This window comes from Proteinivorax tanatarense (assembly GCF_040267685.1).
Taxonomy (GTDB): Bacteria; Bacillota; Proteinivoracia; order Proteinivoracales; family Proteinivoracaceae; genus Proteinivorax; species Proteinivorax tanatarense.
Window position 1 is genome coordinate 2,267,266 of the sequence record NZ_CP158367.1, and the last position, 21,489, is coordinate 2,288,754.

Here is a 21,489-nt window from a genome sequence, read left to right on the forward strand (position 1 = left end):
TTTTACCCCTTATAAATTTGATCTTTATCGGTTGGATTAACACACCTTTGTGTCTCAATTTTACCCATCGTTTTATTTGCAATAAATAGGGCTACCATTACCGCCGTAACTCCTCCAGCCATTTTCCCTACAACCATTGGGAAAATCATTTCTTGATTTACACCTGCTGTAAAACCAAGATGATCACCTAAAACAAAAGAAGCCGATACAGCAAAAGCTACGTTAATAATTTTGCCTCGAGCATCCATATCTTTCATCAGACCAAACATTGGAATACTATTAGCTAAGGTAGCTACCATTCCTGCTGCTGCTACATCACCCATGCCTAGTACTTTCCCCATTTTCATCAATGGTTTACTAAATACTTTTGTCACCACATAAACCATTGGAAATGCTCCAGCTAACATAATTGCAATTTCTCCTACGATTTCAATTCCATCGGTCACTGGTGCCATTCCTGGAATCACAACAAATCCAGTAAGTGTTTCTACAATAATTGCTGCAAGTCCAATAGTAATCACAGTTACTACGCCTCTGCCAAAAATAGTAAAGCCTTTGATCATCTTTTCAGGGATTTTCCATAAACCTAATGATAATAGTAAAGACACGATAATAATTGGAACTAAATTTTTTATAATCATCACTAAATCAAACCCTGCAATTAATCCACCTACTAAAGCACCAAAAGGAATCGTAATAAGACCTGCTAATACACCTGTTGCTAAAAATTTATGGTCTTCTTTTTCAATAATTCCTAAAGCTACAGGAATAGTAAATACAATCGTTGGTCCCATCATTGCGCCAACAATTAAGCCAGCAAATAAACCAGTTTCTGGAGTTTGTGCCAACTCCATAGCAAGAGGGTATCCCCCCATATCATTTGCCAATAATGTTGTTGCAAACATGGCAGGATCTGCTCCTAAAAATTCATATACGGGAACAACAATGGGTTCTAAAATTTTTGCTAATACTGGTGCTAAAGATACTACCCCTACCATAGCCACTGCTAAAGATCCCATAGCCATAATTCCCTCGTCGAATTTTTCTCCTAATCCATATTTATTACCAATAATTTTATCTAAAGCTCCAAGGATCATAAAAAATACCATAATATAAACAATAATGTCATTAATACTCATATCAATCACCTCTCTAGTCTAGTTTTATAACGATTATAATAATTTTTCAATTGACTCTTTTTCTTGACGAAGGTATTATACTTTTTTGTATAAGCACTCATATTTCTTGTCCAATTTTAGAATCTCTTTTAATGACTTCTTGATTACAGCTTAATAATGTAATGGTGGGTTTACCAACAATAAAAACCCTAAACAAATTTATATTAAATGATTTCATCGCTGCAACTGTTGTAATATCTGAACCCTTTTTCAATTAACTTTTTAAATTTCACCATTGCTACTATAGGTGATATCCCATAGGACAAGCAAGCACTTCACAAACTCCACATTTACAACATAATAATGCTTCTTTAAATACTTCTTTTTATTGATTATCTACAGGCTTCAACAACCCTGGCCTAAAAAATCTTTTCCCAAATATCTATTTTGCCGCTCCTTGCTTATGCTTTGTTTTAGGATGTAACTTCTACTTCATCAATAATCCCAACTACAGTAGCATCCACAGCTACATGATTTTTTCCCAGAGCTTTTCTTGCAGCATTTCCATTAGCAATTAAAACACAGTCTCCAAAACCAGCGCCTACTGCATCTGCTGCTACAAAAGTATCTTCCTGATTTTTTTGACTTTTTTTCTGAATTACCAATAGTTTTAAACCATTTAAGGTCTCATCTTTTTTTGTAGCCCAAACATTTCCTACTACTTTTCCGATAATCAATCGAATCTTCCTCTCTATAAGCTTTTATCTATTTGTATTTGATGCGTTCGTATAAAATCTTTTGCCATAGGAGTAATAATTGATTTTTCAGGTATGGATATGACGGTAAAATCCTTACAATCCAAATCTTTTAGTTTTTTTTCTGTAATCACTCGTTCCTGTAAAACAATATTTGCTCTAGAAGCAATTAGCGTTTTTGGGGTTTTAGATAAAAACAAACCGTTCAGGCTCCCTACTTCAATATCTAAATCCTGAATTTTTCTTTTATAGCCTTCGTATAATTGGTATAATCCTCTTTTACATGTTTTCGCATGATTTTGATACTCCATGCCATTTTCTAAAACCCCTACCTGCTTACCTAAAATCAAAGCATCTAATACCAAATTCGATACTAGATCGCCTTTAATTCCCGTTGCAATAAAAGCCATGCTTGATACCGATAATTTTGGAATCAGAATATATTTTGCATCTTCGAGCTCACTTTGTGTGTAGGATGAAATAAACCGTTTAGCCATATTTTGTTTTTGAAAAAAATTTGAAATTTCTTCATAATATTTCACTTCATCTTTTTCTTCTATATAACAAATTATTTTTGATATTTCTTTTTTTTCATCAAATGAATTTTGTTGCACTTGTTGAAGAACTTGTTTAGTGATTTTTTCTACTAATTTTTCAATCTCCACCATATCACTCCCTATACTTTGCAATGCTTCGCAATCCCCAAAAGGGGAAACCAAAAAGGGATTTTCCACGGCATCATCTCCTGTTATTTAACAATTTCTGCTTTTGTTCCAGGTAGATAAGCCGTAGCATTTCCTTCATCATGATCAATATGCATACTAAAACTGTAGTTATCACTTACACGTATTAACACACCCTCAAGAATTGCTGGACGTCGACTTTTTATTTTTACCGAAACTTCTTGACCATTTTTTACGCCTAATTTTCTTGCATCTTCTTCCGTCATATGAATATGTCTCTTGGCAACAATCACGCCTTTACTTAAATTTAAAGCCTTTTTTCCTGTTGAAATGATAATTCCTACAGAACCTTCTAAATCTCCAGAATCTTTAAGTGGTGGTTGAACCCCTAAAGTTCTTGCATCGGTATAAGAAATTTCAACTTGGGATTGAGACCTAGCCGGTCCTAAAATGGCCACATTGTTAATATTTCCCTTTGGACCTATCAAATTAACTCGCTCATCATACTGAAACTGTCCTGGTTGAGATAATTTTTTTCGTACACCCAACTCCTCTGAGTCTCCAAATAAAAATTCTAAATCTTCTTTACTCAAATGCACATGACGAGCGGAAGTTTCTAAGGGAATTTCTATAGAATCTTTTGCTATAGACTCTTTGACCTCTACTTTTTGAAGACTTTCAGTATTTCGCATTTCATCAATAAATTCTTTAACAACTTTTTCAATCAACGCTTCATTCATGCTCATTCACTCCTAGTGATAAAAATTGCCTAACCAGCGACCCATAAGAATATATAAACCACTGCTTAAGCGATTTAATGCTTGTAAAATATCTTTTCTTTGAACATATCCCTCGGTACTAGCAAAAGCTTGAACACCTAAAATTTCTACTTCTCTTGAAAAACTTCGTAACCCATTAAGCTTTACTAATACCTCACCCATTGTATGATTTGGAAAAATATGATCCACTCCAAGATATTTTTTCGGGTTATGCGAAGCTTTGCGTAGACACTCTTCATCCATACCTAAAATATTCAAAGATTGAAGAGGTTCTTCTAAAACTTCTGCTCTTAATATTTCACGAGTCAATTTTAAGATTTCGTCTAAATCTTTTACTACTTTTTCCTCTTTTGCTTTCATTAAATCTACTTGAACCTTTAATATTTCTGCTTGAAAACTATCAAGTTTCCCTCGCAACTGAATTCTTAAATCATCTTTGCGAACCAGTACATTTCCATACAATTGTGTCATATATTCTGGTTTTTCTTGAAAAGATCCTCCATGATAGTAATCTTTGTACTTAGGCCTTTTTTCTGTCATGTCAGTCTTATCTATATTGTGTTGTTCTATAGTCTCTTGCTTCTGCTCAGAGTTTTTTTGACTATCCTCATATATTAATTCAATTTTTTTTTGTTTAATGAATTCTTGAGCTGATGGGGTCACCATAACTTTAGAATTTATAAGATATTTTTTAGGGAATTTATTTTTAAACTCCTCTCGGAGTCTTGTTTCAGTTAAAACTTTCATAGACGCCCTCCTTTGTAATTAATTCCTCCCAGATTATTAAATCTAGGAGGAAGCCAACTACTCTTTAATTTGTGGAAGGATGGTTTCTACTTCACCATGAGGTCGTGGAATTACATGTACAGATAATAACTCCCCTACACGCTCTGCTGCCGCTGCTCCTGCATCTGTTGCAGCTTTAATAGCGCCTACATCTCCTCGCACCATAACTGTTACTAACCCACCTCCAACTTGTTCTTTTCCTACAATAGCTACATTTGCTGCTTTAACCATTGCATCTGCTGCCTCAATTGCACCTACTAATCCTTTTGTTTCCACCATTCCTAATGCGTTTAAAGTTGCCATTTAAAATTCCTCCTCTTAATATTTTTTATTTTTTTAAATTCTTCATTACCAACTTAGTAATCATATCAATTTCTTCTTTGCTTAAGGATTCTGCCGAAGAAGACTTTTCTTCTGCAGTTCCTGTTGCTTGAGAAATTTTGCAAGTGTCTTGTGTTCTTTCTTTAATTCCATACGCCATTCGTCTAATATCGATTAAATGCATTGGACTTACATTATCTGAAGTCGCACTGCCACCGATTGCACCACAGCCTAAAGTAAAAGAAGGTGCTAAATTTGTACTTAATCCTACAGCTCCTTGAGTTGAAGGTGTATTCACCAACAATCGTGATACAGGTTTTTCTAAGGCAAAAGCCTTGATGATTTCCTCATTTTTTGAATGGATTGCTAAGGTGTGACCTAATCCTCCATTTTCTAATAACTCATAGCATTTTTCACAAGCCTTCTTCCAATTATCTACTTGATAAAATGCTAGCAGTGAAGTAAGTTTTTCTTTAGAAAAATGAATATCCTTCCCAACCTCTGTTTCTTCAGAAATAAGAAGTTTTGTGCCTTTTGGAATTTCAATTCCTGCCATATCTGCAATAAAACTTGCTGATTGCCCTACAATCTTCGGATTCATTCCACCTCGTTTTGTTTCCATTATCGCTTTTACTTTCTCTAACGCTTCACCAGATAAAAAGTATCCACCTTGTGCTTGCAATTCTTTTTTTATCTTATCTGCTACACAGTTTTCTGTAACAATAGCTTGTTCCGAAGCGCATACTGTTCCATTATCAAAAGTTTTACTCGATATGATCTTGCTAATAGCTTCTTGCACATCAGCGCTTCTTTCTATAAAAGCAGGAACATTTCCAGGTCCTACTCCTAAAGCAGGAGTCCCTGAACTATAAGCTGCTTTTACCATTGCTGAACCACCTGTAGCAAGAATTAAATCTACTCCAGCATGCTTCATTAATGCACTTGTTCCTTCTAACGTAGTAGCTGTCATGGACTGGATCAATCCACTAGGCGCACCAGCTTTTACGGCAGCTTTATTTAAAAGCTCTACCGTTTTTAAAATACTATTTAGCGCGCTAGGATGTGGACTAAAAACAACTGCATTTCCTGCTTTTAAAGCAATCATTGCTTTATAAATTACCGTAGAGGTTGGATTTGTGGAAGGAATTAATGCAGCAATTACCCCAACCGGGTTTCCAATTTCTACAATCCCATTTTCTTGGTCTTCATCAATAATTCCAATAGTTCGCATATCTTTTATATATTCATAAACACCTGTACTTGCAATTTCATTTTTTATTTTTTTATCTTGCCATTTCCCAAATCCCGTTTCTTGGTAAGCCAATTGAGCTAAATATTCAGCTTGGCGCTCCCCTACATCTTTCATAGCTTCCACTACTTGATTAATATCCTGTTGGCTAAATTCTGCAAATTCTTTTTGAGCTTCATTTGCTTTTCGGATCATATCTCGTACTTCCTGTAATGATAATAAATCTTTATCTACCAATGCCAATTATTCCACCTCCGGTTGTGTTTTTTCTAAGATCGCTTTTATTAACTGTGACTTATTGGCAAATTTAATATTTTTGCTTTCAATGGCAAAGTTTTCAAAACTTCTGGCTATTCTCCTTAATTCAGTAACCTTTAATTTATCAAGCTTTTGTTTTGATAAACTTTCATTGTTTTTGGGGACAAGATTTTGCTTTTTAGGCTCTAATAATTCTGTTAAATCCTTTTTTTGCTCTTGACCAGTACAAGAATTAATTGAACCATAAAAAAGTTTTTCTGTCTCCTTATCCAATCTAGCAATTACATGATGAGATACTAAGACACCTATACTTTCAATTGTTGCACTTCCAGCTTCAACCGAAGCTTTTACTGCAGCTACATCTCCTTGAATTAAAATAGTTACCAATCCCCCACCAGGTAATTGCACGCTTTTTATTCCTACATTCGCCGATTTTAACGCACTATCTACTCCTGCAATTGCTGGAAGATATCCATAGGTTTCCAAGATTCCTAAGGCATAACTCATAATGGTTATCTCCTCACCTTAGTATTTCTTTGGGTTTTCCGCTACAAACTGTACAGCTTCGGCGAAAGCTTCGCATGCGGCTTGACAAGCAGATTGGCTACCTGTTAATAATCCTCCACCAAAATTAGTCTCCGATGGCGGACCATAAAAACTGACAATCTTAACATCAGCGGCTTTCATCGCTGCATCTAGTGCATAGACTGATTCAAGGGGTGGAGCAATAAGATATGCTAGTGCTTCGCCTTCTTTGATCCCTGCTTCTTTTGATAAGTATGAACCTGTTCGTGAGATGCAGTGAGCATAATAGGCAATAGAATCATCTTCATTGGCACTATAAAAGCACGCCTCATTTTCTACAACATCTACAATAACATCTATCCCACTTCTTACTTCGGCAGGATCAGGTCCTGAAATGATTCCAATAACTTCTCCTGCTAATTTTGTATTAGCATTGTCGGCTCCACCATAAAAAGATTTGGCATAAACTACTTGAATATCCGCTGTTTTAGTTGCTTCATCTAAAGCTGTATATAGTACATCATCACTATCAGCAGTAACAATTCCTATGCTTCTGTGCCCAGTTTGCAGTCCTAACTCCTTCACTAAATCGGTACTTACATTAGGAATGACTTTAATACTTAAAATCGAAGCACGTAGTGCATCATTCTTCATTTTCTTCACTCCATTCTTGTAATTTTTAAACTTTTAAATCTAATCCGCTGGCTTTTTGTCTCAACATTTCTTTTACTAATCCTGCAATATGCGCTCCTGCTTCAGTAGCAGGTGTCCCCCCATTATGAATGTTAGAAATCACTGTACGGCGCGACTCAGGCATGCCTACTTTTGCGCCATAAGCCATATAGCAACTCATACTTTCACCTGTCGCTAGACCTGGACGTTCTCCAATTAGAACGACAGTAACTTTTGCATCAAGAGTTTCGGAAATTACATCCATTGCTGGAACTCGCCCATGCTTTACAAAAAAAGGTGTCCCAGCTTTAATCCCTTCATTTTTTAACCCTTGCATAATTGATGGCAAAATTTCTTCAATATTTGCTTCAATGGCAGTAGAACTTAATCCATCCGATACATAAATCTGTACTTCTGGAGAAGGAATACATTCTGCTTTAATCTTTTGAATGCTTTCATCACTAAATTTTCTTCCTAAATCTGGCCTAGTAATATATTCATCTTTGTTTTTGCATAAGGTGTTAATCATAAACAGGTTCATTTTCTTTAATAAATCTTCGGATACATATGAAAATACAGCATCCATAGCTACAGCATGATCTGCTCTAAAGCGCAAAAGTGTATCCGTTTTATATCTAGATCCAGTTCTCCATATTCCTACTCTTGCTGAGGTTTTTTCTTTTAATGCCATGTAAGATTCTTTCTCTTTCGGATCAGGAACTTTATAATATTCTTGTAATCGTTGCTCAGTAATATCATGTAACTCTTTATCCGTTACTGAAAGACTTTCATTGCCAATTTTTTCATTAATTTGCTGATTAATTGTTTTTTCAAATGTTTCTTTAGAATGACCTGAGTTCTGTGTTGCTAACTGTTCAACAATTTGTTGAACCATTTCTTTAATTGCCGATTCAGAAATCAATACTATTCGCCTCCTTAGTCTTTTATTTTAGAAAGATTGATGCATCTCCAGCTTTCTTTGATAATCTTCCATTTTTATAGATTCCCACTTCTTCTAACCATTCTTTAAATGCAGGAATCGGTTGTAAATTCAATAATTCCCTTAATGTTGCGGCGTCATGAAAACTGGAACTCTGATAATTTAACATAATATCGTCTCCAGAAGGTACGCCAATTAGGAAATTGCAACCTGCATTACTCAATAACATACTTAAATTTTCAATGTCATTTTGATCTGCTTTCATATGGTTTGTATAGCAAACATCTACTCCCATTGGAAGGCCAGATAATTTCCCCATAAAATGATCTTCTAATCCTGCACGGATAACTTGTTTGCTATTATACAAGTATTCCGGACCAATAAACCCTACAACTGTATTGACTAAGAAGGGTTTATGTTTTCTAGCTAACCCATAACATCTAGCTTCTAACGTAACTTGGTCTACATCCATATGAGCATCAGAGGATAGTTCTGAACCCTGTCCGGTTTCAAAATACATAACATTAGGACCTGTAGAGGTTCCTTCTTTTAACACCAATTCTTGAGCTTCAGTTAATAATTGATCGGTTACTCCAAAAGCTTCATTTCCTTTTTCTGTCCCAGCGATACTTTGAAAAATCATATCCGTCGGTGCCCCTTGTTTTACTGCTTCCATTTGTGTCGTAACATGAGCTAAGATGCACGTTTGTGTAGGGATCTTCCACTCTTGCTTTACACTTTCAAACAACTCCATAACTCTTTTGGCACTACTTACGGTATCATTTACAGGATTAAGCCCTAATACTGCATCTCCAGCTCCATAGCTTAAACCTTCAAATAAAGAGGCTTTAATTCCCTCAATATTGTCGGTAGTATGATTTGGTTGCAAGCGATAGGCTAAGGTTCCATCTTCTCCAATGGTGGTATTGCAATGCGCAGTAATTTCAATTTTTTTTGCTCCATACACTAAATCTAGGTTGGACATTAATTTTGCTACTGCTGCCACCATTTCACTGGTTAATCCTCTACTAATCCTCTGAATGTCGCTCCCTTTGGTGTGGTCATTCAAAATCCACTCTCTAAGATCTGAAACTGTCCAATTTTTAATTTCTTCATAAATTCGGTTGTTAACGCCATCTTGAATGACTCTTGTAACCTCATCTTTTTCATAAGGTACTGCTGGATTATTCCGAAGATCCTTTAATGTTAAATTACTTAATACTTCTTTTGCAGCAATTCTTTCTGTTGTAGATTCTGCAGCCAATCCCGCTAATTTATCTCCAGAGCGTTCTTCGTTGGCTTTGGACATCACTTCATTTAGGTTTTTGAAATGATATACCGTGCCGAATACTTTCGTCTTTAATAGCATCTTTTAATCTCCCTTCTATAATTAGATAGATATTATTAATAACTAAATACTAGAGTTTTAATAATCACTGGTACAACTTTTCCCCCAGCTAAAGGCTTGCCAATATCAATATAATCTCCATTATCTACTTTTATGGTATCAATACAAATAATTGGATTTTTTTTATCCAAATGGGCATTGATGCTTTGCCCTAATATTTTGGCCATATCTTGTTCTACCACCACAATAATGGGTTGGTTTGCTCCCAACTTTTTTTGCATTCCTTGGATAATTGACTTTGCAAAATCTTGGATTTGTTGAAACTTGGGATTTTTAATCCCATGCATCGAAAGAGCTACAAGTTGATTATCATTCTCTAATGCAAACCAATCTAATTTTTCTTTAATTCTTTCCGTAAGTTTCTCTGGCTCTAATGCTTCGTCTTCTGAGTTAAGGCGTAAAATTGGAACGTTTTTTATCGGAAGTAATTCTGATGCAATGGTAATCGTACTCCCACTAATTTCTGTGGTATGTGTTCCTGCTCCCACTACAGTGGCTCCTATCGTCTCTATTGCTGTAATAAGTTCTATATCTTTTATCCAAGATGAATTGTGAATCGCTTGTCCAAAAACTAAGCCAATATCTCCATATTTTAAAGGATCTTCATCTTTTTTTTGAAAAAAGCAATCCGCTACTCCTCCCGAGAAAGAGAGATAATCAATAGCCATTTTTTTTCTCAAAGGTTTCGCCGTAACCATTTCTTTAAGCAAAGGTGTCTCTGGAAGAATTCCTACACTTTCTGCTAAAATTGACGCCATGCGATTACAAATTTTTTGCAAATCGTCCACAGACAATAGTTGACCAACTTTTAAAGAAATACCGATCTCTTCTGCCAGTATTTTTATTTTTTTTGAAACATAAGAAACTTCCCTCGTACCTTCTTTAAATTTAATCAACCTTCCACCAATATCTAAGCAAGTGGTATCGATCACTTCTCCATTTTGGAAAACAGCAATATTGGTTGTTCCTCCGCCAATATCTAAATTGGCTACTATTGTGTTTTTTTCTTTCGAGACTTTCCCAGCCCCCGCTCCCTTACCTGCAATAATGCTCTCTAAGTCTGGACCTGCAGTTGCAACTACAAAGTCTCCCGCCATGCCACTAAGCATCGTTAGTATTTCATTAGCATTTTCTTTTCGCGCCGTCTCCCCAGTAATAATTACCGCGCCTGTATCAACTTTATCATAAGAAATTTTTGCTTTTTCATATTCTTTCTCGATAATTTGACGTACGGCTGGTCCGTCAATCTTTGTGTCTGATAGTAATGGAGTAAAATGGATATCACTACGATATACAACTTCTTTATCAATAATTTGTATTTTAGGGATAGCCATCATAGATGCCGTATTTTCAATAGCAAAACGACTAAATACCAGCTGAGTAGTAGATGTTCCAATATCAATTCCTACGCTTAAAATATAATCTTGCATGGAATTCCTCCTTCCTAATTACATCAAAAAACGGAGCCAAAAAACATGGATAATCTCCATGAAATTTTGGCTCCGTTGCCTCTTAAAAGTACGCCGTTGTACTTTTTATTTATTTTTTATAACTAAACCGAATTTCCGTACCATTTTGGATCTTTTTAATTCGAAAATTCCCATGTAATCGTTCTTGCACAATACTCTTAACAATTCGCAATCCCAAGCTTGTTTCTTTTCCACTTTGATCTTTTTCAAATCCAACCCCGTTATCCCGAATTTTAATGTCATTACATAAAGTTCCTTTGGTAATTTCAATAACGATCTCTCCACTACTTCTCCCTTCAAAACCATGTTTTAGAGAGTTTTGCAATAATTCATTCACAACTAGGGCAATAGAAGTTGCTTTATCTGAGTCTACTACGACATGTTCGCCGCGAACATGAATGTCAATACTTTTTTCACAAGAGAAAGCATGCCCGATAACACTTTCACGAATCTTTTCTAAAATAGTAATCAAATCCACATCATCTAAACCTTTTTGAGCCAATAATTCATGTGTAATAGTTATGCTTAAAATGCGATTAATGCTCTCTTCAAAAGCCCTCTTTACATTTTCAGCTTCAACTCTTCGAGACTGTAATCGCAATAGACTTGCTATAGTTTGCAAATTATTCTTGACTCGATGATGAATTTCACTTATGGCCACAGATTTAGAAATCAGTTCCATCTCTTTTTTCTTAACCTCAGTAATATCATCAATAATCATAATATAACCAGTCGCCTTTTCTTGATCATCCATTCGCAAATAGCGAACTTGTAAAGACAGATCCCCTGCTCGGATTTCTCTGATAGTTAGGGCCTCTTCTTCACTGGGATAATTTAAATCCACTGTACCTAATGTAAGGTTATGAAGAGATAAGCCGACGATTTCATCTTGATACCCCATTTTTTTATACAGTTCGACTGCTTGAGAATTACAGTAAGTAGCTACACCTTGCTTATCAAAAATGACAATAGCTTCTTTCACATGATGAATAATAGTATTTTGAGGGAACTCAAAACTATCTTTGTTATTTTTTTCAAGGCAGGACGAATTTAATAATTGTCCCATATCTTCATTAGCCACAATCGTGTTTTGCTCGATAATAAGTACCCCAATTATCTGGTTTTTAAGATTATAAATCGGTTCAACAATTTGTCTAACTCGTTTGTTTTCTTGTGTCCGCCCTTTTAAATTCCTTGAAGGAACACCCGTTTGCAATGTTCGTAAAACTGCAGGCTCATTTTCTCGTAAAGCAAATTCGCCTAAAACAGATTGACAGTACATCGAACTCCCTTTATCTAGTCGAGCTTCTCCCACTACAATGGCAATATTGGGAACATTAGTTAGGCAATCAATAAACACATCCCCTTGATTGGCTCTCGATATTAGCGGCAGTACATTTTCAATATTTTCCAGTACATCTAAGTCTTGTTCTGTTAGTTGAGTATAGGTCTTACAAAGTTTTCTTAACATTTCTCCACCTCTACCTACCCTCCTTTATCGATCCATATTAATAATTCTAGCAATTTCTCCCATCGACCGGCGTTTAGACATGCTCAAACCACGAAGTTTGTTGTAGGCTTCTTCTTCAGTGATACCTTCTTTTTTTATTAACAATCCTTTTGCTTTTTCAATTTGCTTACGATCTTCTAATTTCACTTTGTTTTTTTCCACTTCTTCTTCCATTTGCGCAAACTCTTGACTCTTTGATAATGCGATAGCTAGTGTAGGCATTAAATTCTTTTCATTAATAGGCTTTACAACATAAGCCATAACACCAATCTTTTGTGCTTCTTCAATGAATTTTTTTTCGCTGTACGCTGTAATTAAGACAATGCATTTTGCTAGTTTATCTTGATAAATGATTTCTGCGGCCTTCAAGCCATCAAGTAAAGGCATCTTTACATCCATTAGTACCAAGTCTGGGTTGTGCCTTTGGCATAGTTCAATAGCATCAAACCCATCAGATGCTTCGGCTACCACATTGTAACCTTCGTTTTTTAACATTTCTACAATATCCATTCTCGTAATAGGTTCATCATCGACTACCACCACTTTATTGCTCATGGAATTTCCTCCTTTTATTGCAAGGTAATCATCATTGATTACTTCATAACAATGAACAATATTGACTATTAATTTTATATTATTCTTTTTTATGTCACTTGTAAATAGTCTTTTATATTCTCTAACCCTTCATTTGTTATGGCACTAAAAGGAAAAATTTTTTTGGCACCAGCCTGAATAAGTTCTTCTCTTGCGTTACTCCAATTTTCAACCAAATCGATTTTCGTTATAATTCCAATAATTGGTTTGTTAAAAGATGCACCAAACCCCGGTGGGAAAGCATCGTATGTTTCGTTAGCTGCCTGCAAAAGACCTATAACATCACAATCCACTGCAACTGTGGTTAAAGCGTTATAAAATCTAGAGTTTTCGATATATTCTCCGGGAGTATCTAAGATATATTGCTCATATTCGATTGCTTGTGTTTTTTTATAACCTAATGGTCGATTATTCAACCTTTGACTAAGAGAAGTCTTCCCACTACCAGTTTTACCGATTAACATTAATTTTTTCATAGAATCCCTCTTTTAACTTTTCGTTATTTTAGTAGGGGCAAAATCTAATGTATCGTTCAAACTCTTTATAACTCCTTTTAATGCAGTTTCTACACTTGATACATCCCCTGTGATGACTAAAGACCCACTAAATCGGTCTAAAAATCCAATTTCTACACTAGCTATTTTGGTTGCTACATCGGCAGCAATAATCGATGCTTCGCCCGGGGTAATAGTCAAAATACCTATGGCATCATATTGATTTTCTACTAATCCTAATTTTTTATAAATATCTTTCTGAGGATGTGCAATTAAGTGCGCTAGAGTTGCTTGTTTGCCCGGCACATATTCTTGTACCATTCGTTGTTTTTCTTCTGTAAGCATAACAGTACTCCTTTTAAATATGAAGTTAAAAAACAAAAAAAACTTACTTGCAAAACATTTGTTTTGCATCGTAAGCTTCATCGCTTCTCAATATTGCACGCCGTTGTGCAACTTTGATTTTCATTTTAATTTATAATAACATAATTCATTTTTTATTACAAGGCTTTTTATTTTTTTTATTGGCCTTTATTTACACACCTTCTTTTACTTTTTGACGCTTGCTTAAAATCTTTTCTAGAAAAGATTTTATACCTCTCTTCAATTTTAAGCACACAAAAAAAGGATTATAGCGAATCTTAGTGTTTTTGGCAATAGGAAAATACAAAAAATGGCCAAGAAAAATGCAAGTACAATCCGGTTGTTAATTTTAACCTTGCTTCATTAACGCGTACTTCTTTCTGTGGCTTTCTCTATCGAAAAATAATAAGTGTGAATGATGAACTAATCGGTCAATTATTGCTACTGTTAATTTCTCGTCAAACAAGAAATTTTTCCAGTGGTTAAACTCCATATTAGTAGTAATTATGATGCTTTTTCGTTCATAGCAAAGACTGATAACTTCAAATAAAAGCCTAGCTCCCTCTTGATGTAGAGGCAAATAGCCCCATTCGTCTAATATTAATAAATCAGCTTTTTCTATCTTCTTCATTAACTTTTCATGAGAATGTTCTTCTTTAGCCTTCACTAATTCATTAATCAGGGAGTGTACTGTGTAAAACAGAACAGACTTCTGATTATTGATTGCCATGGTTCCAAGAGCAATACCTAAATGCGTTTTACCAGCGCCAGGTCCACCATAAAAGATTAGATTCTGCTTGTTTTCAATAAAGTTAAGTCCTTTTAACTGTTCTATTGTTAGCTTTTCAGGGAAAATAATATCTGTAAAGTCATAGCCATTTAAGGTTTTTACTACTGGAAATTTAGCAGCTTTCAATTTCCTTTCTCGGCTTCTTTCTAATCTTTCTTTATACAGCTCTTCAAGTAAATCCATTAAAAATTGTTCTTTAGATCTAAACTCAAGTCCGTCACATATATCCATTAGCGAATTGGATATACTCAGTTTTTTTTGGTAAAATTTAATTTTATCTATCATCTCTCATTCCTCCCATAAGTGAGTTGTAGGATTCTGCACTGATGTCATAGTCTGGGAGGCGAGGTAAAGCAGGGGGTGATTGATTTTGGTGGTAAACGGAGACATCCTCTGTAAGACGGTAGTAAGTTGTCCATAAAGCAGCAGTTTCTTTAACAGATTTCCTTATGTTTTCAGCTAAAACCTTCTCCGCAAATGCCATATCTTTTTCAAGTAAACACATTTTTAAAAACTTTAGACTTTGTTTTAAATCCTCATTATCCATTTCATTGTATATGACTTCCAATTATCCGGAAGTAAAGAGTAAAACCCTGAATATTTTAATGCTCTTGGTCTTGCTGCGATAACGTCGATAAAGTCCATCCAATGTGTAGATTTTTTGCCCTTTTCAAAAAGCCTGTTATGCCTTGTTATCTCACGATAGTCTTTATCATAAATCACCAACTCGTTAGCAAGAATTTTTACCCATACATAACTGCCTACATACTTAGGCGAAACAGAGTAGGAGCAATGATCATTAATTATATACCCTAGTTTATTGACCCTTCTCTTTTCAAATCTCCCATAGTCAAAGTCTACCTTAGTTGTGGTCTTCATAAGCTCAGTCTCTTTTATAAATATCTCATTTATTGTCCCTGGTTCTTTGTAATGACTTCTCTGATTATCCTCGGAACATCGATTAAGTAGGTCAAAATTGTACTTTTCTAAGTCACTGATTTCTGGTTCTGGCACAAAAAGGTTTTTTCGAAAGTAACCTACTTTTTTTTCAACATTACCCTTTTCGTTGCCACTATCAGGGTTGCAAAACACTGGTTCAAAGCCATAATGGAGGGCTAGTCGTGCAAATCTCTCTGTCATAACTGGCTGCCCTTTAGAGTCTTTTTTTCTAATACAAGCAGCTGCCATTTGGTCAAACCATATTTTGTTTGGAGTGAAGCTAATATATTTGAATATGTTAATCAAAGCTTCACATAAAGCCTCCATGGTCTCACTACGAGTAACTTGGCAAAACCCAGCATTGCTTTTAGGGAAGGAAAGTACTAACTCATGGGCCACTTTCTTAGTGCCATTTTCGATGATATATATTTCTCCAAAATCAACTTGAGCTTCTCCTCCAGGGTGATCTAGGTCAAGATGACAATCGTCAGTGTCGTAGACCTTTTGCTTTTCTTCTTTTACTAAAGTTCGCATTGTCCGCTCAGAAATCAGACACTTACCAGGACGTTCTGCCTTTAATCTCTCATGTATTTTCTTGGCAGTATGTCGGTATTTCTTCTTTTTATCCTTATCTTCTTCTAGTATTTCTCTGACATAAGGTCTAATCAAGTCCGATTTTGTAGGACCGGATTTTTTCTTAGGCTTTACATTAAAATCTTCTTTTTCTAAGTATTTTTTAATTGTGCGATAATTATGACCAGTGCGTCTTTCTATTTCAGAATAACTTAAGCCTTTCTCAAAATACATTTTTCGTATATAATTTAATTGAGTAATTGTCAGCACATCCTTTCCCCCTTTTAAGTTGTGGTCACTTAAAAGGATATATTGATTGGATTGTACTGGCAATTACTTTTTGTATTTTTGACGGCCATTTATTGTATTTTTACTTTACCATAAACAATCTTAGTAATGTATAATTATATTATAACATTGTTCGAAATTAATCTGTCCTATTTATTGTAACCTATCCTTATAACAATCCGCTTTTAAAAATACTAAATCTCACCGTTAAATATACGGTGAGATTAAAAGTATCAATACTGACCCCGATGTCTTGCCTTTATTTTCTTCTAACTAAAAAGTCTTTATTCTACGTTAACGTTTTTCCAAATGAACTGGCACCCCAAATCCTTCACTTTGTTTAAGCAAATCGCCAATAGCGCCACGCTCTGCTCTCGAACTATAACTAACCAATATCAACCCTCGGTCCTGATGCTCAGGAAACGGCTTGCCTACCTTTACCGTAATACCATCACCTAAGGCTTCTATCTCTTCAGCTAAATCTTGATGTCTGTCCAGCGCCTCAGTGACCTCAACTACCGTCGGCAACTGGTCGTACGGCGGATGCGTGTCCTTTGGTGATGAAAACAGACCGTTTAGAGCCGCAGCTCCCACTATCACCAGTAAGACAGCGACAGCAATAATGATTTTATAGGTTATTCTCATATGACTCCTCCTAATCTTACGTAATTGTTGGTCGACAAATGAGGTAACTTAAGAACCGACCTCATGCAAAACGTCACAAGCGTTAATCATTTCAGAGTCGTGGGTCGCCACAATGACTGTGCTGCCCCTCATGGCAAAGTCAGAGAACAGTTCTATAACCTTTCTCCGATTAGCTGCGTCCAGTGAGGCAGTGGGTTCATCAATAAACAGAACCGAAGCGTCCTTATAAATTGCACGGGCCAAGGCCAGACGCTGTTTTTCTCCTCCACTTAGATGGCTAGCCATCTCTTTTTCTCGGCCCTGAAGGCCCGTCTGTTCAAGCACCTCCATCAACCGCTCCTGGTTTCCAGTGACCCGTTTTCCCAACAAACTCACTCCCATAGTAACATTAAAAGCAACTGACTCTTCCTCCATAATCCCATAGTCCTGAAGTATAAAAGCAGCGTGATCCCGCCAAAATCGCCGCCTTGCTTCAGTACTGTACTTAGTTACATCTTTTCCACCGTTCAAAATGCGTCCCTGATCTACAGGTAGCAACAACCCGAGACAATGCAATAAAGTGGTCTTCCCACATCCGCTAGGGCCAACAAGAGCTGTCATCATACCAGGTTCACAACTTATTGTCTCGCCTTCAAGCACCGGTCGCCCCCCGATTGCTACTGATAAATCCTGACCTTCAATCAACATCTATACCACCTCCAATTATATTCTACGCCTAGCAACGCCATCAAAACACCAGCGGGTAGCAAGCATATGACTTAACGGCACAACAATCAACCCAAACATTGTAGCTACAAGTATGGGGCCTACTGATTCAGGCCTTTGAAACAAAATAACTATACCCACTAATACTCCACCTACAAGTAATTCCTTTATTATACGCCCCTGAAGAATCCCCATCCATGACTGACCCGCTAATCGCAGCGGGAAGTCACGCTTAGCTTGTAGCAGTGCTGTAATTGATGCACTTATACCCGTAGAGACAATGAAGGCGACACCTAATGCAACCAGCGCAAGAATTCTCAACCACACAATGTACGCTGCAAACTGCGCACGGAGAAGCCCTTCTTCGGCTATGTAGACAACGTTTAATTTACCACTGAACCCACGCTCCCGCAGCGCTTGCTTAGAAAGATCGTGCTGCTCCAATAACTGCTGCGTAGCGGTCACATCGGTAAACACGATATTGCTAGTTGAGGCCATAGATGTCAAATTAGAATCACTATAGGTGTCGTAAAGTGAGGGCACAACTACAATCAAAACATCGTCAGCAAAAAGAAGTCTATTGCCACCTCCTTCTGCTACTGGGAGACGAAACCCGTCGGCCGGTTCCAGGTATTTAAACTGTGAGAAAACCTCTGTATTTTCTTCTCTAGACAATAGTTCAGCGGTTTCTTGAATTTCTTGATGCAACTCTTCTGTTATGCTATGGTCAGACACCGATGTTAAAGCAGGGTTTGACGCCTCCTGAGTCACCAGGTCGAGCCACCTTTGGTTAACAAAGGAGACAGCAGAGTACTCTCCAAAATCTACAGTCTCTCCAGTATCAACCCATGTCCACATCTCTTGGGTGAATGTATAGGAGTGAGCGACCATATCAAGAGATTCCGCATCCTTTACCATCTCGCCAATCTGTGGCTCAAGAGCAACCATCCCATCCCTACCATCTAGGTTCCCCATTCCAAACTCTATAGCGACTTGGTCTGAAAGTTGTTGCCACTGGGCCATTTCAACGGCAACAGCTGAAGAGTATTTATACGCTGACCAAGCAGGTCCAGCCGCTGTTACCACCAATAGGAAGGTAATTACCTGAAGAGCGATTGCAGCCGAACGCAAACTTTTTATCGCCGGTTGTCTAGTGGCAAGCATGGTTGCACTAGGCCATGCAGTAGCTGACATCACAAGAGCAGCAAGCAATGCTAATGCAACAACAGTAAGTTGTAGAACTAGCAAAACCTTAAGAAAGGTACTTACGTAAACCCAGCCATGTAACACACCCACATATACCGTCGCAATAGAAGCGACGGCCCCAGCTGAAACTAGCAGAGCACCCCCGAATCCAGTTAAGTCCTGCACCTGAATCCACACGGTAGGGCATCCGCCCAGTACTCGAAGGGCACGACCCCGTGCTTTTACTGACAGCCAAAAGAGCGCAAGTGCCACAAGAAGCGCTAACACCGCAAGAACAGCGGCAGCAAAACCTCGTTCATACACTACGAATTTAAGACTATCAAAAACTGACGCATCCCATCGACCAACCTTTACCCCTGAGTTTTTAAGCTCTTGGAGGGCATTGTCCAGTTGAGCATTTTGACTAGTCACTAGATATGTACCATCAGGGTAAGAATTGGCAAGCCTCTCTTTACCGACAATCTCACTTACCTCATCACCAGCAAACCAAGTAAATTCAGCAGGCAAGTCGTCACCGTCAAATGCCACAAATACCTGCCCACTCCCATCACTATCAAGCTCTGGAGCAACCTTAACCAGTCCAAGACTACAGCGGGCATCAAGCTCCTCTATAGTTGAAAAAGCTTCAGTGATTGAAAGGCCGGACTCACTAAAGTCGAGTCTAACCCTGCTCTCAACACCAATAGCGTGGGGAAAATCTCGATCATGCAGGTCAGTAATTATTATCGCCAAAAACGCAAGTAGAACAAACAATACCGCGGCAACAGCCGCCATCACACGTTTATACAATAACTCCCCCTCCTTCAAAACTTCTATAATTAATCTAGGCTCTGGCAACTGCAATTTGCATCGCCAGAGCTTAGATTATTATTTAACTAATTGACTCGATTAGAAGTAACTTTTCATTAAAATTTTTCTCCTCCTATTTTTACTCAACACCATCATGCTTGGCTAGCGATACCCTCTTCATTTTTTCTAGAACTTTCACTCTCTCTTGTAATTTATTGATACTTTCCTCGGAATATTAATAAGACTTTTTCCTCTTCATCTTTTAAGTCTTTCTATATATGGTTTGCACTGCTTTGATTTGGAAGAAAGTAACTCTCATCAATATTTAACGAGTTCTAGTCAACTACGTCATAGCTGATTCCTGCTTAATTTAAATGTATTCCCTTTTATACAAGCTTATAATTCTAGTTAGGTCTTTGCATTTCATTACCTTCTTTATCCACAACAATAACCTCTGCATTAGAATAATGATATAAGTCATATGGTGTTTTAAAGTTCTCATCATAATCAACATAATAATAATTATTATCATGCCAAATTATATTTGTATCATTTCCATTAAAGGTGAATACCTCATATGATCCATCATTAAAATAGAATCTGTATGAGCTTGCAGCAACATCAGCAATATTGTCATCAACTCTATCTCCAATAACCCCGCTATTAAAAGTGTCAACAAATAGCTCTATTTCCTTTGTATCAGTAATAATTTTACTGTCAGCACCGTATTTAGGATTTCCCATGGCTGTTATTACTTGAACTTTATTTATATTGCTGCTTTCAAATTGCTCACTAATAAGTTGTTTTTCAGAACATCCCGTAAAAGTCAATAAGATTAGTAAAATCATATAAACAGTTGTGGTTGATATTTTTTTCATATTATATACCTCCCTATAAAATTTTATTTTTTCTTTACATTACTTTTATTTTCTAGAATTTCCGATTTTAGTGAGTACTTATTGATGTATAGATTATTTCAATCATCATGTAGCCCCCGTCTTGTCAAGCTGCAACGTTAAATTAAGTCGCTTTTCGTGTGCACTTAGGGATTCTACTCTTGGCTTATGTATAACATCACTACTTAATGAAAATTGGGATTTATATGGTAAATTCTACATAATTTATAACAACCCTCTTTTAAAACTACTTAATCCCACCATAAATGCGGTGAGATTAAAAGAATTGCAATATTGCACTACAATACTTTCCCTCTTTAATATGTAAGGCACCATTTGATAAATTCTATCCTGTAAGACAAAGCTATAGTCTCTTCGACAAATCTATTATAGAAATTAAGATACTATAAGAAGCTCTCACTGAACCAGCTAAAGAATTAGAGCTACTACCATATCTAGTTCTGGAATAATAAAGAGAGGCTGCCCATACCAATCATCTTCGAAATGCCTACATTTAATTTGCTTTCTGAAGTATCATCTCGATTCATTTAACTAGATAATATATTAAGTTTTGTAAATAGTCCATTAACTCTCAGGAAAGTTTTTCTTTCCTGAGAGTATCATAATAATAGATAGCTGATCTTAACCGGGAGTTATTAAATGTATTGCTGCAAATAAAAGAAAAGTGTGATTAACGCAATATAGACAAGTTCATTTATTTGTTACAATGCTAC

The 21,489-nt window shown here is 36.5% G+C and carries 23 protein-coding genes; all 23 read right to left on the minus strand.

The genetic code is table 11. The features are described from left to right. Nucleotides 1-2: 2 nt before the first annotated feature. Nucleotides 3-1,139, minus strand: a complete 1,137-nt coding sequence (gene eutH, locus PRVXT_RS11150) for an ethanolamine utilization protein EutH (protein ID WP_350342948.1) — start codon at nucleotides 1,137-1,139, stop codon at nucleotides 3-5. Nucleotides 1,140-1,591: 452 nt separating this feature from the next. Next, complete coding sequence (locus PRVXT_RS11160) at nucleotides 1,592-1,855, minus strand: EutN/CcmL family microcompartment protein (protein ID WP_350342949.1); 264 nt, start codon at nucleotides 1,853-1,855, stop codon at nucleotides 1,592-1,594. 14 nt (nucleotides 1,856-1,869) lie between these two features. After that, on the minus strand, nucleotides 1,870-2,607 hold the full coding sequence (locus tag PRVXT_RS11165) for a hypothetical protein (RefSeq protein ID WP_350342950.1): 738 nt from the start codon (nucleotides 2,605-2,607) through the stop codon (nucleotides 1,870-1,872). A gap of 14 nt (nucleotides 2,608-2,621) precedes the next feature. Further along, nucleotides 2,622-3,296, minus strand: coding sequence for a phosphate propanoyltransferase (gene pduL / locus PRVXT_RS11170; RefSeq protein WP_350342951.1), 675 nt, complete (start codon nucleotides 3,294-3,296; stop codon nucleotides 2,622-2,624). A 12-nt stretch (nucleotides 3,297-3,308) separates the two neighbouring features. Next, complete coding sequence (locus PRVXT_RS11175) at nucleotides 3,309-4,082, minus strand: cobalamin adenosyltransferase (RefSeq protein ID WP_350342952.1); 774 nt, start codon at nucleotides 4,080-4,082, stop codon at nucleotides 3,309-3,311. A gap of 57 nt (nucleotides 4,083-4,139) precedes the next feature. After that, on the minus strand, nucleotides 4,140-4,424 hold the full coding sequence (eutM, locus tag PRVXT_RS11180; RefSeq protein ID WP_350342953.1) for an ethanolamine utilization microcompartment protein EutM: 285 nt from the start codon (nucleotides 4,422-4,424) through the stop codon (nucleotides 4,140-4,142). A gap of 25 nt (nucleotides 4,425-4,449) precedes the next feature. After that, nucleotides 4,450-5,934, minus strand: coding sequence for an acetaldehyde dehydrogenase (acetylating) (locus PRVXT_RS11185; RefSeq protein ID WP_350342954.1), 1,485 nt, complete (start codon nucleotides 5,932-5,934; stop codon nucleotides 4,450-4,452). Next, nucleotides 5,935-6,456 carry a BMC domain-containing protein gene (locus PRVXT_RS11190; RefSeq protein WP_350342955.1) on the minus strand — a complete coding sequence of 174 codons (522 nt, stop codon included), beginning with the start codon at nucleotides 6,454-6,456 and terminating at the stop codon, nucleotides 5,935-5,937. Nucleotides 6,457-6,474: 18 nt separating this feature from the next. After that, entirely contained in the window at nucleotides 6,475-7,128 is a 654-nt protein-coding gene (gene eutL / locus PRVXT_RS11195; protein ID WP_350342956.1) for an ethanolamine utilization microcompartment protein EutL, read from the minus strand. A 25-nt stretch (nucleotides 7,129-7,153) separates the two neighbouring features. Next, entirely contained in the window at nucleotides 7,154-8,065 is a 912-nt protein-coding gene (eutC, locus tag PRVXT_RS11200; RefSeq protein WP_434064319.1) for an ethanolamine ammonia-lyase subunit EutC, read from the minus strand. 25 nt (nucleotides 8,066-8,090) lie between these two features. Continuing rightward, entirely contained in the window at nucleotides 8,091-9,455 is a 1,365-nt protein-coding gene (locus tag PRVXT_RS11205) for an ethanolamine ammonia-lyase subunit EutB (protein ID WP_350342958.1), read from the minus strand. A gap of 35 nt (nucleotides 9,456-9,490) precedes the next feature. Beyond that, a complete protein-coding gene (gene eutA, locus PRVXT_RS11210; protein WP_350342959.1) occupies nucleotides 9,491-10,924 on the minus strand; it encodes an ethanolamine ammonia-lyase reactivating factor EutA in 1,434 nt (477 codons plus the stop codon). Nucleotides 10,925-11,033: 109 nt separating this feature from the next. Next, nucleotides 11,034-12,434, minus strand: coding sequence for a sensor histidine kinase (locus PRVXT_RS11215; RefSeq protein ID WP_350342960.1), 1,401 nt, complete (start codon nucleotides 12,432-12,434; stop codon nucleotides 11,034-11,036). A gap of 24 nt (nucleotides 12,435-12,458) precedes the next feature. Continuing rightward, nucleotides 12,459-13,028 (minus strand): ANTAR domain-containing response regulator, encoded by a 570-nt coding sequence (locus tag PRVXT_RS11220; RefSeq protein WP_350342961.1) that lies wholly within the window; start codon nucleotides 13,026-13,028, stop codon nucleotides 12,459-12,461. 89 nt (nucleotides 13,029-13,117) lie between these two features. Beyond that, nucleotides 13,118-13,543 (minus strand): EutP/PduV family microcompartment system protein, encoded by a 426-nt coding sequence (locus PRVXT_RS11225; protein ID WP_350342962.1) that lies wholly within the window; start codon nucleotides 13,541-13,543, stop codon nucleotides 13,118-13,120. Between the two features lie 12 nt (nucleotides 13,544-13,555). Beyond that, nucleotides 13,556-13,906 (minus strand): BMC domain-containing protein, encoded by a 351-nt coding sequence (locus PRVXT_RS11230; protein WP_350342963.1) that lies wholly within the window; start codon nucleotides 13,904-13,906, stop codon nucleotides 13,556-13,558. Between the two features lie 367 nt (nucleotides 13,907-14,273). Beyond that, nucleotides 14,274-14,999 (minus strand): IS21-like element helper ATPase IstB, encoded by a 726-nt coding sequence (gene istB, locus PRVXT_RS11235; protein WP_350342964.1) that lies wholly within the window; start codon nucleotides 14,997-14,999, stop codon nucleotides 14,274-14,276. After that, nucleotides 14,989-15,261: a hypothetical protein gene (locus PRVXT_RS11240; RefSeq protein ID WP_350342965.1), complete on the minus strand. Its 273-nt coding sequence runs from the start codon at nucleotides 15,259-15,261 to the stop codon at nucleotides 14,989-14,991. The genes istB and PRVXT_RS11240 overlap by 11 nt, the downstream gene beginning before the upstream one ends. Next, nucleotides 15,243-16,496 carry an IS21 family transposase gene (istA, locus tag PRVXT_RS11245; protein ID WP_350342966.1) on the minus strand — a complete coding sequence of 418 codons (1,254 nt, stop codon included), beginning with the start codon at nucleotides 16,494-16,496 and terminating at the stop codon, nucleotides 15,243-15,245. Before istA ends, PRVXT_RS11240 begins: the two co-directional genes overlap by 19 nt. A 312-nt stretch (nucleotides 16,497-16,808) precedes the next feature. Continuing rightward, complete coding sequence (locus PRVXT_RS11250) at nucleotides 16,809-17,159, minus strand: hypothetical protein (RefSeq protein WP_350342967.1); 351 nt, start codon at nucleotides 17,157-17,159, stop codon at nucleotides 16,809-16,811. A gap of 48 nt (nucleotides 17,160-17,207) precedes the next feature. Beyond that, nucleotides 17,208-17,846 (minus strand): ATP-binding cassette domain-containing protein, encoded by a 639-nt coding sequence (locus tag PRVXT_RS11255; protein WP_350342968.1) that lies wholly within the window; start codon nucleotides 17,844-17,846, stop codon nucleotides 17,208-17,210. Nucleotides 17,847-17,861: 15 nt separating this feature from the next. Further along, entirely contained in the window at nucleotides 17,862-19,859 is a 1,998-nt protein-coding gene (locus tag PRVXT_RS11260; protein ID WP_350342969.1) for a hypothetical protein, read from the minus strand. Between the two features lie 404 nt (nucleotides 19,860-20,263). Then, nucleotides 20,264-20,737 carry a hypothetical protein gene (locus PRVXT_RS11265; protein WP_350342970.1) on the minus strand — a complete coding sequence of 158 codons (474 nt, stop codon included), beginning with the start codon at nucleotides 20,735-20,737 and terminating at the stop codon, nucleotides 20,264-20,266. Between the last annotated feature and the right edge of the window lie 752 nt (nucleotides 20,738-21,489).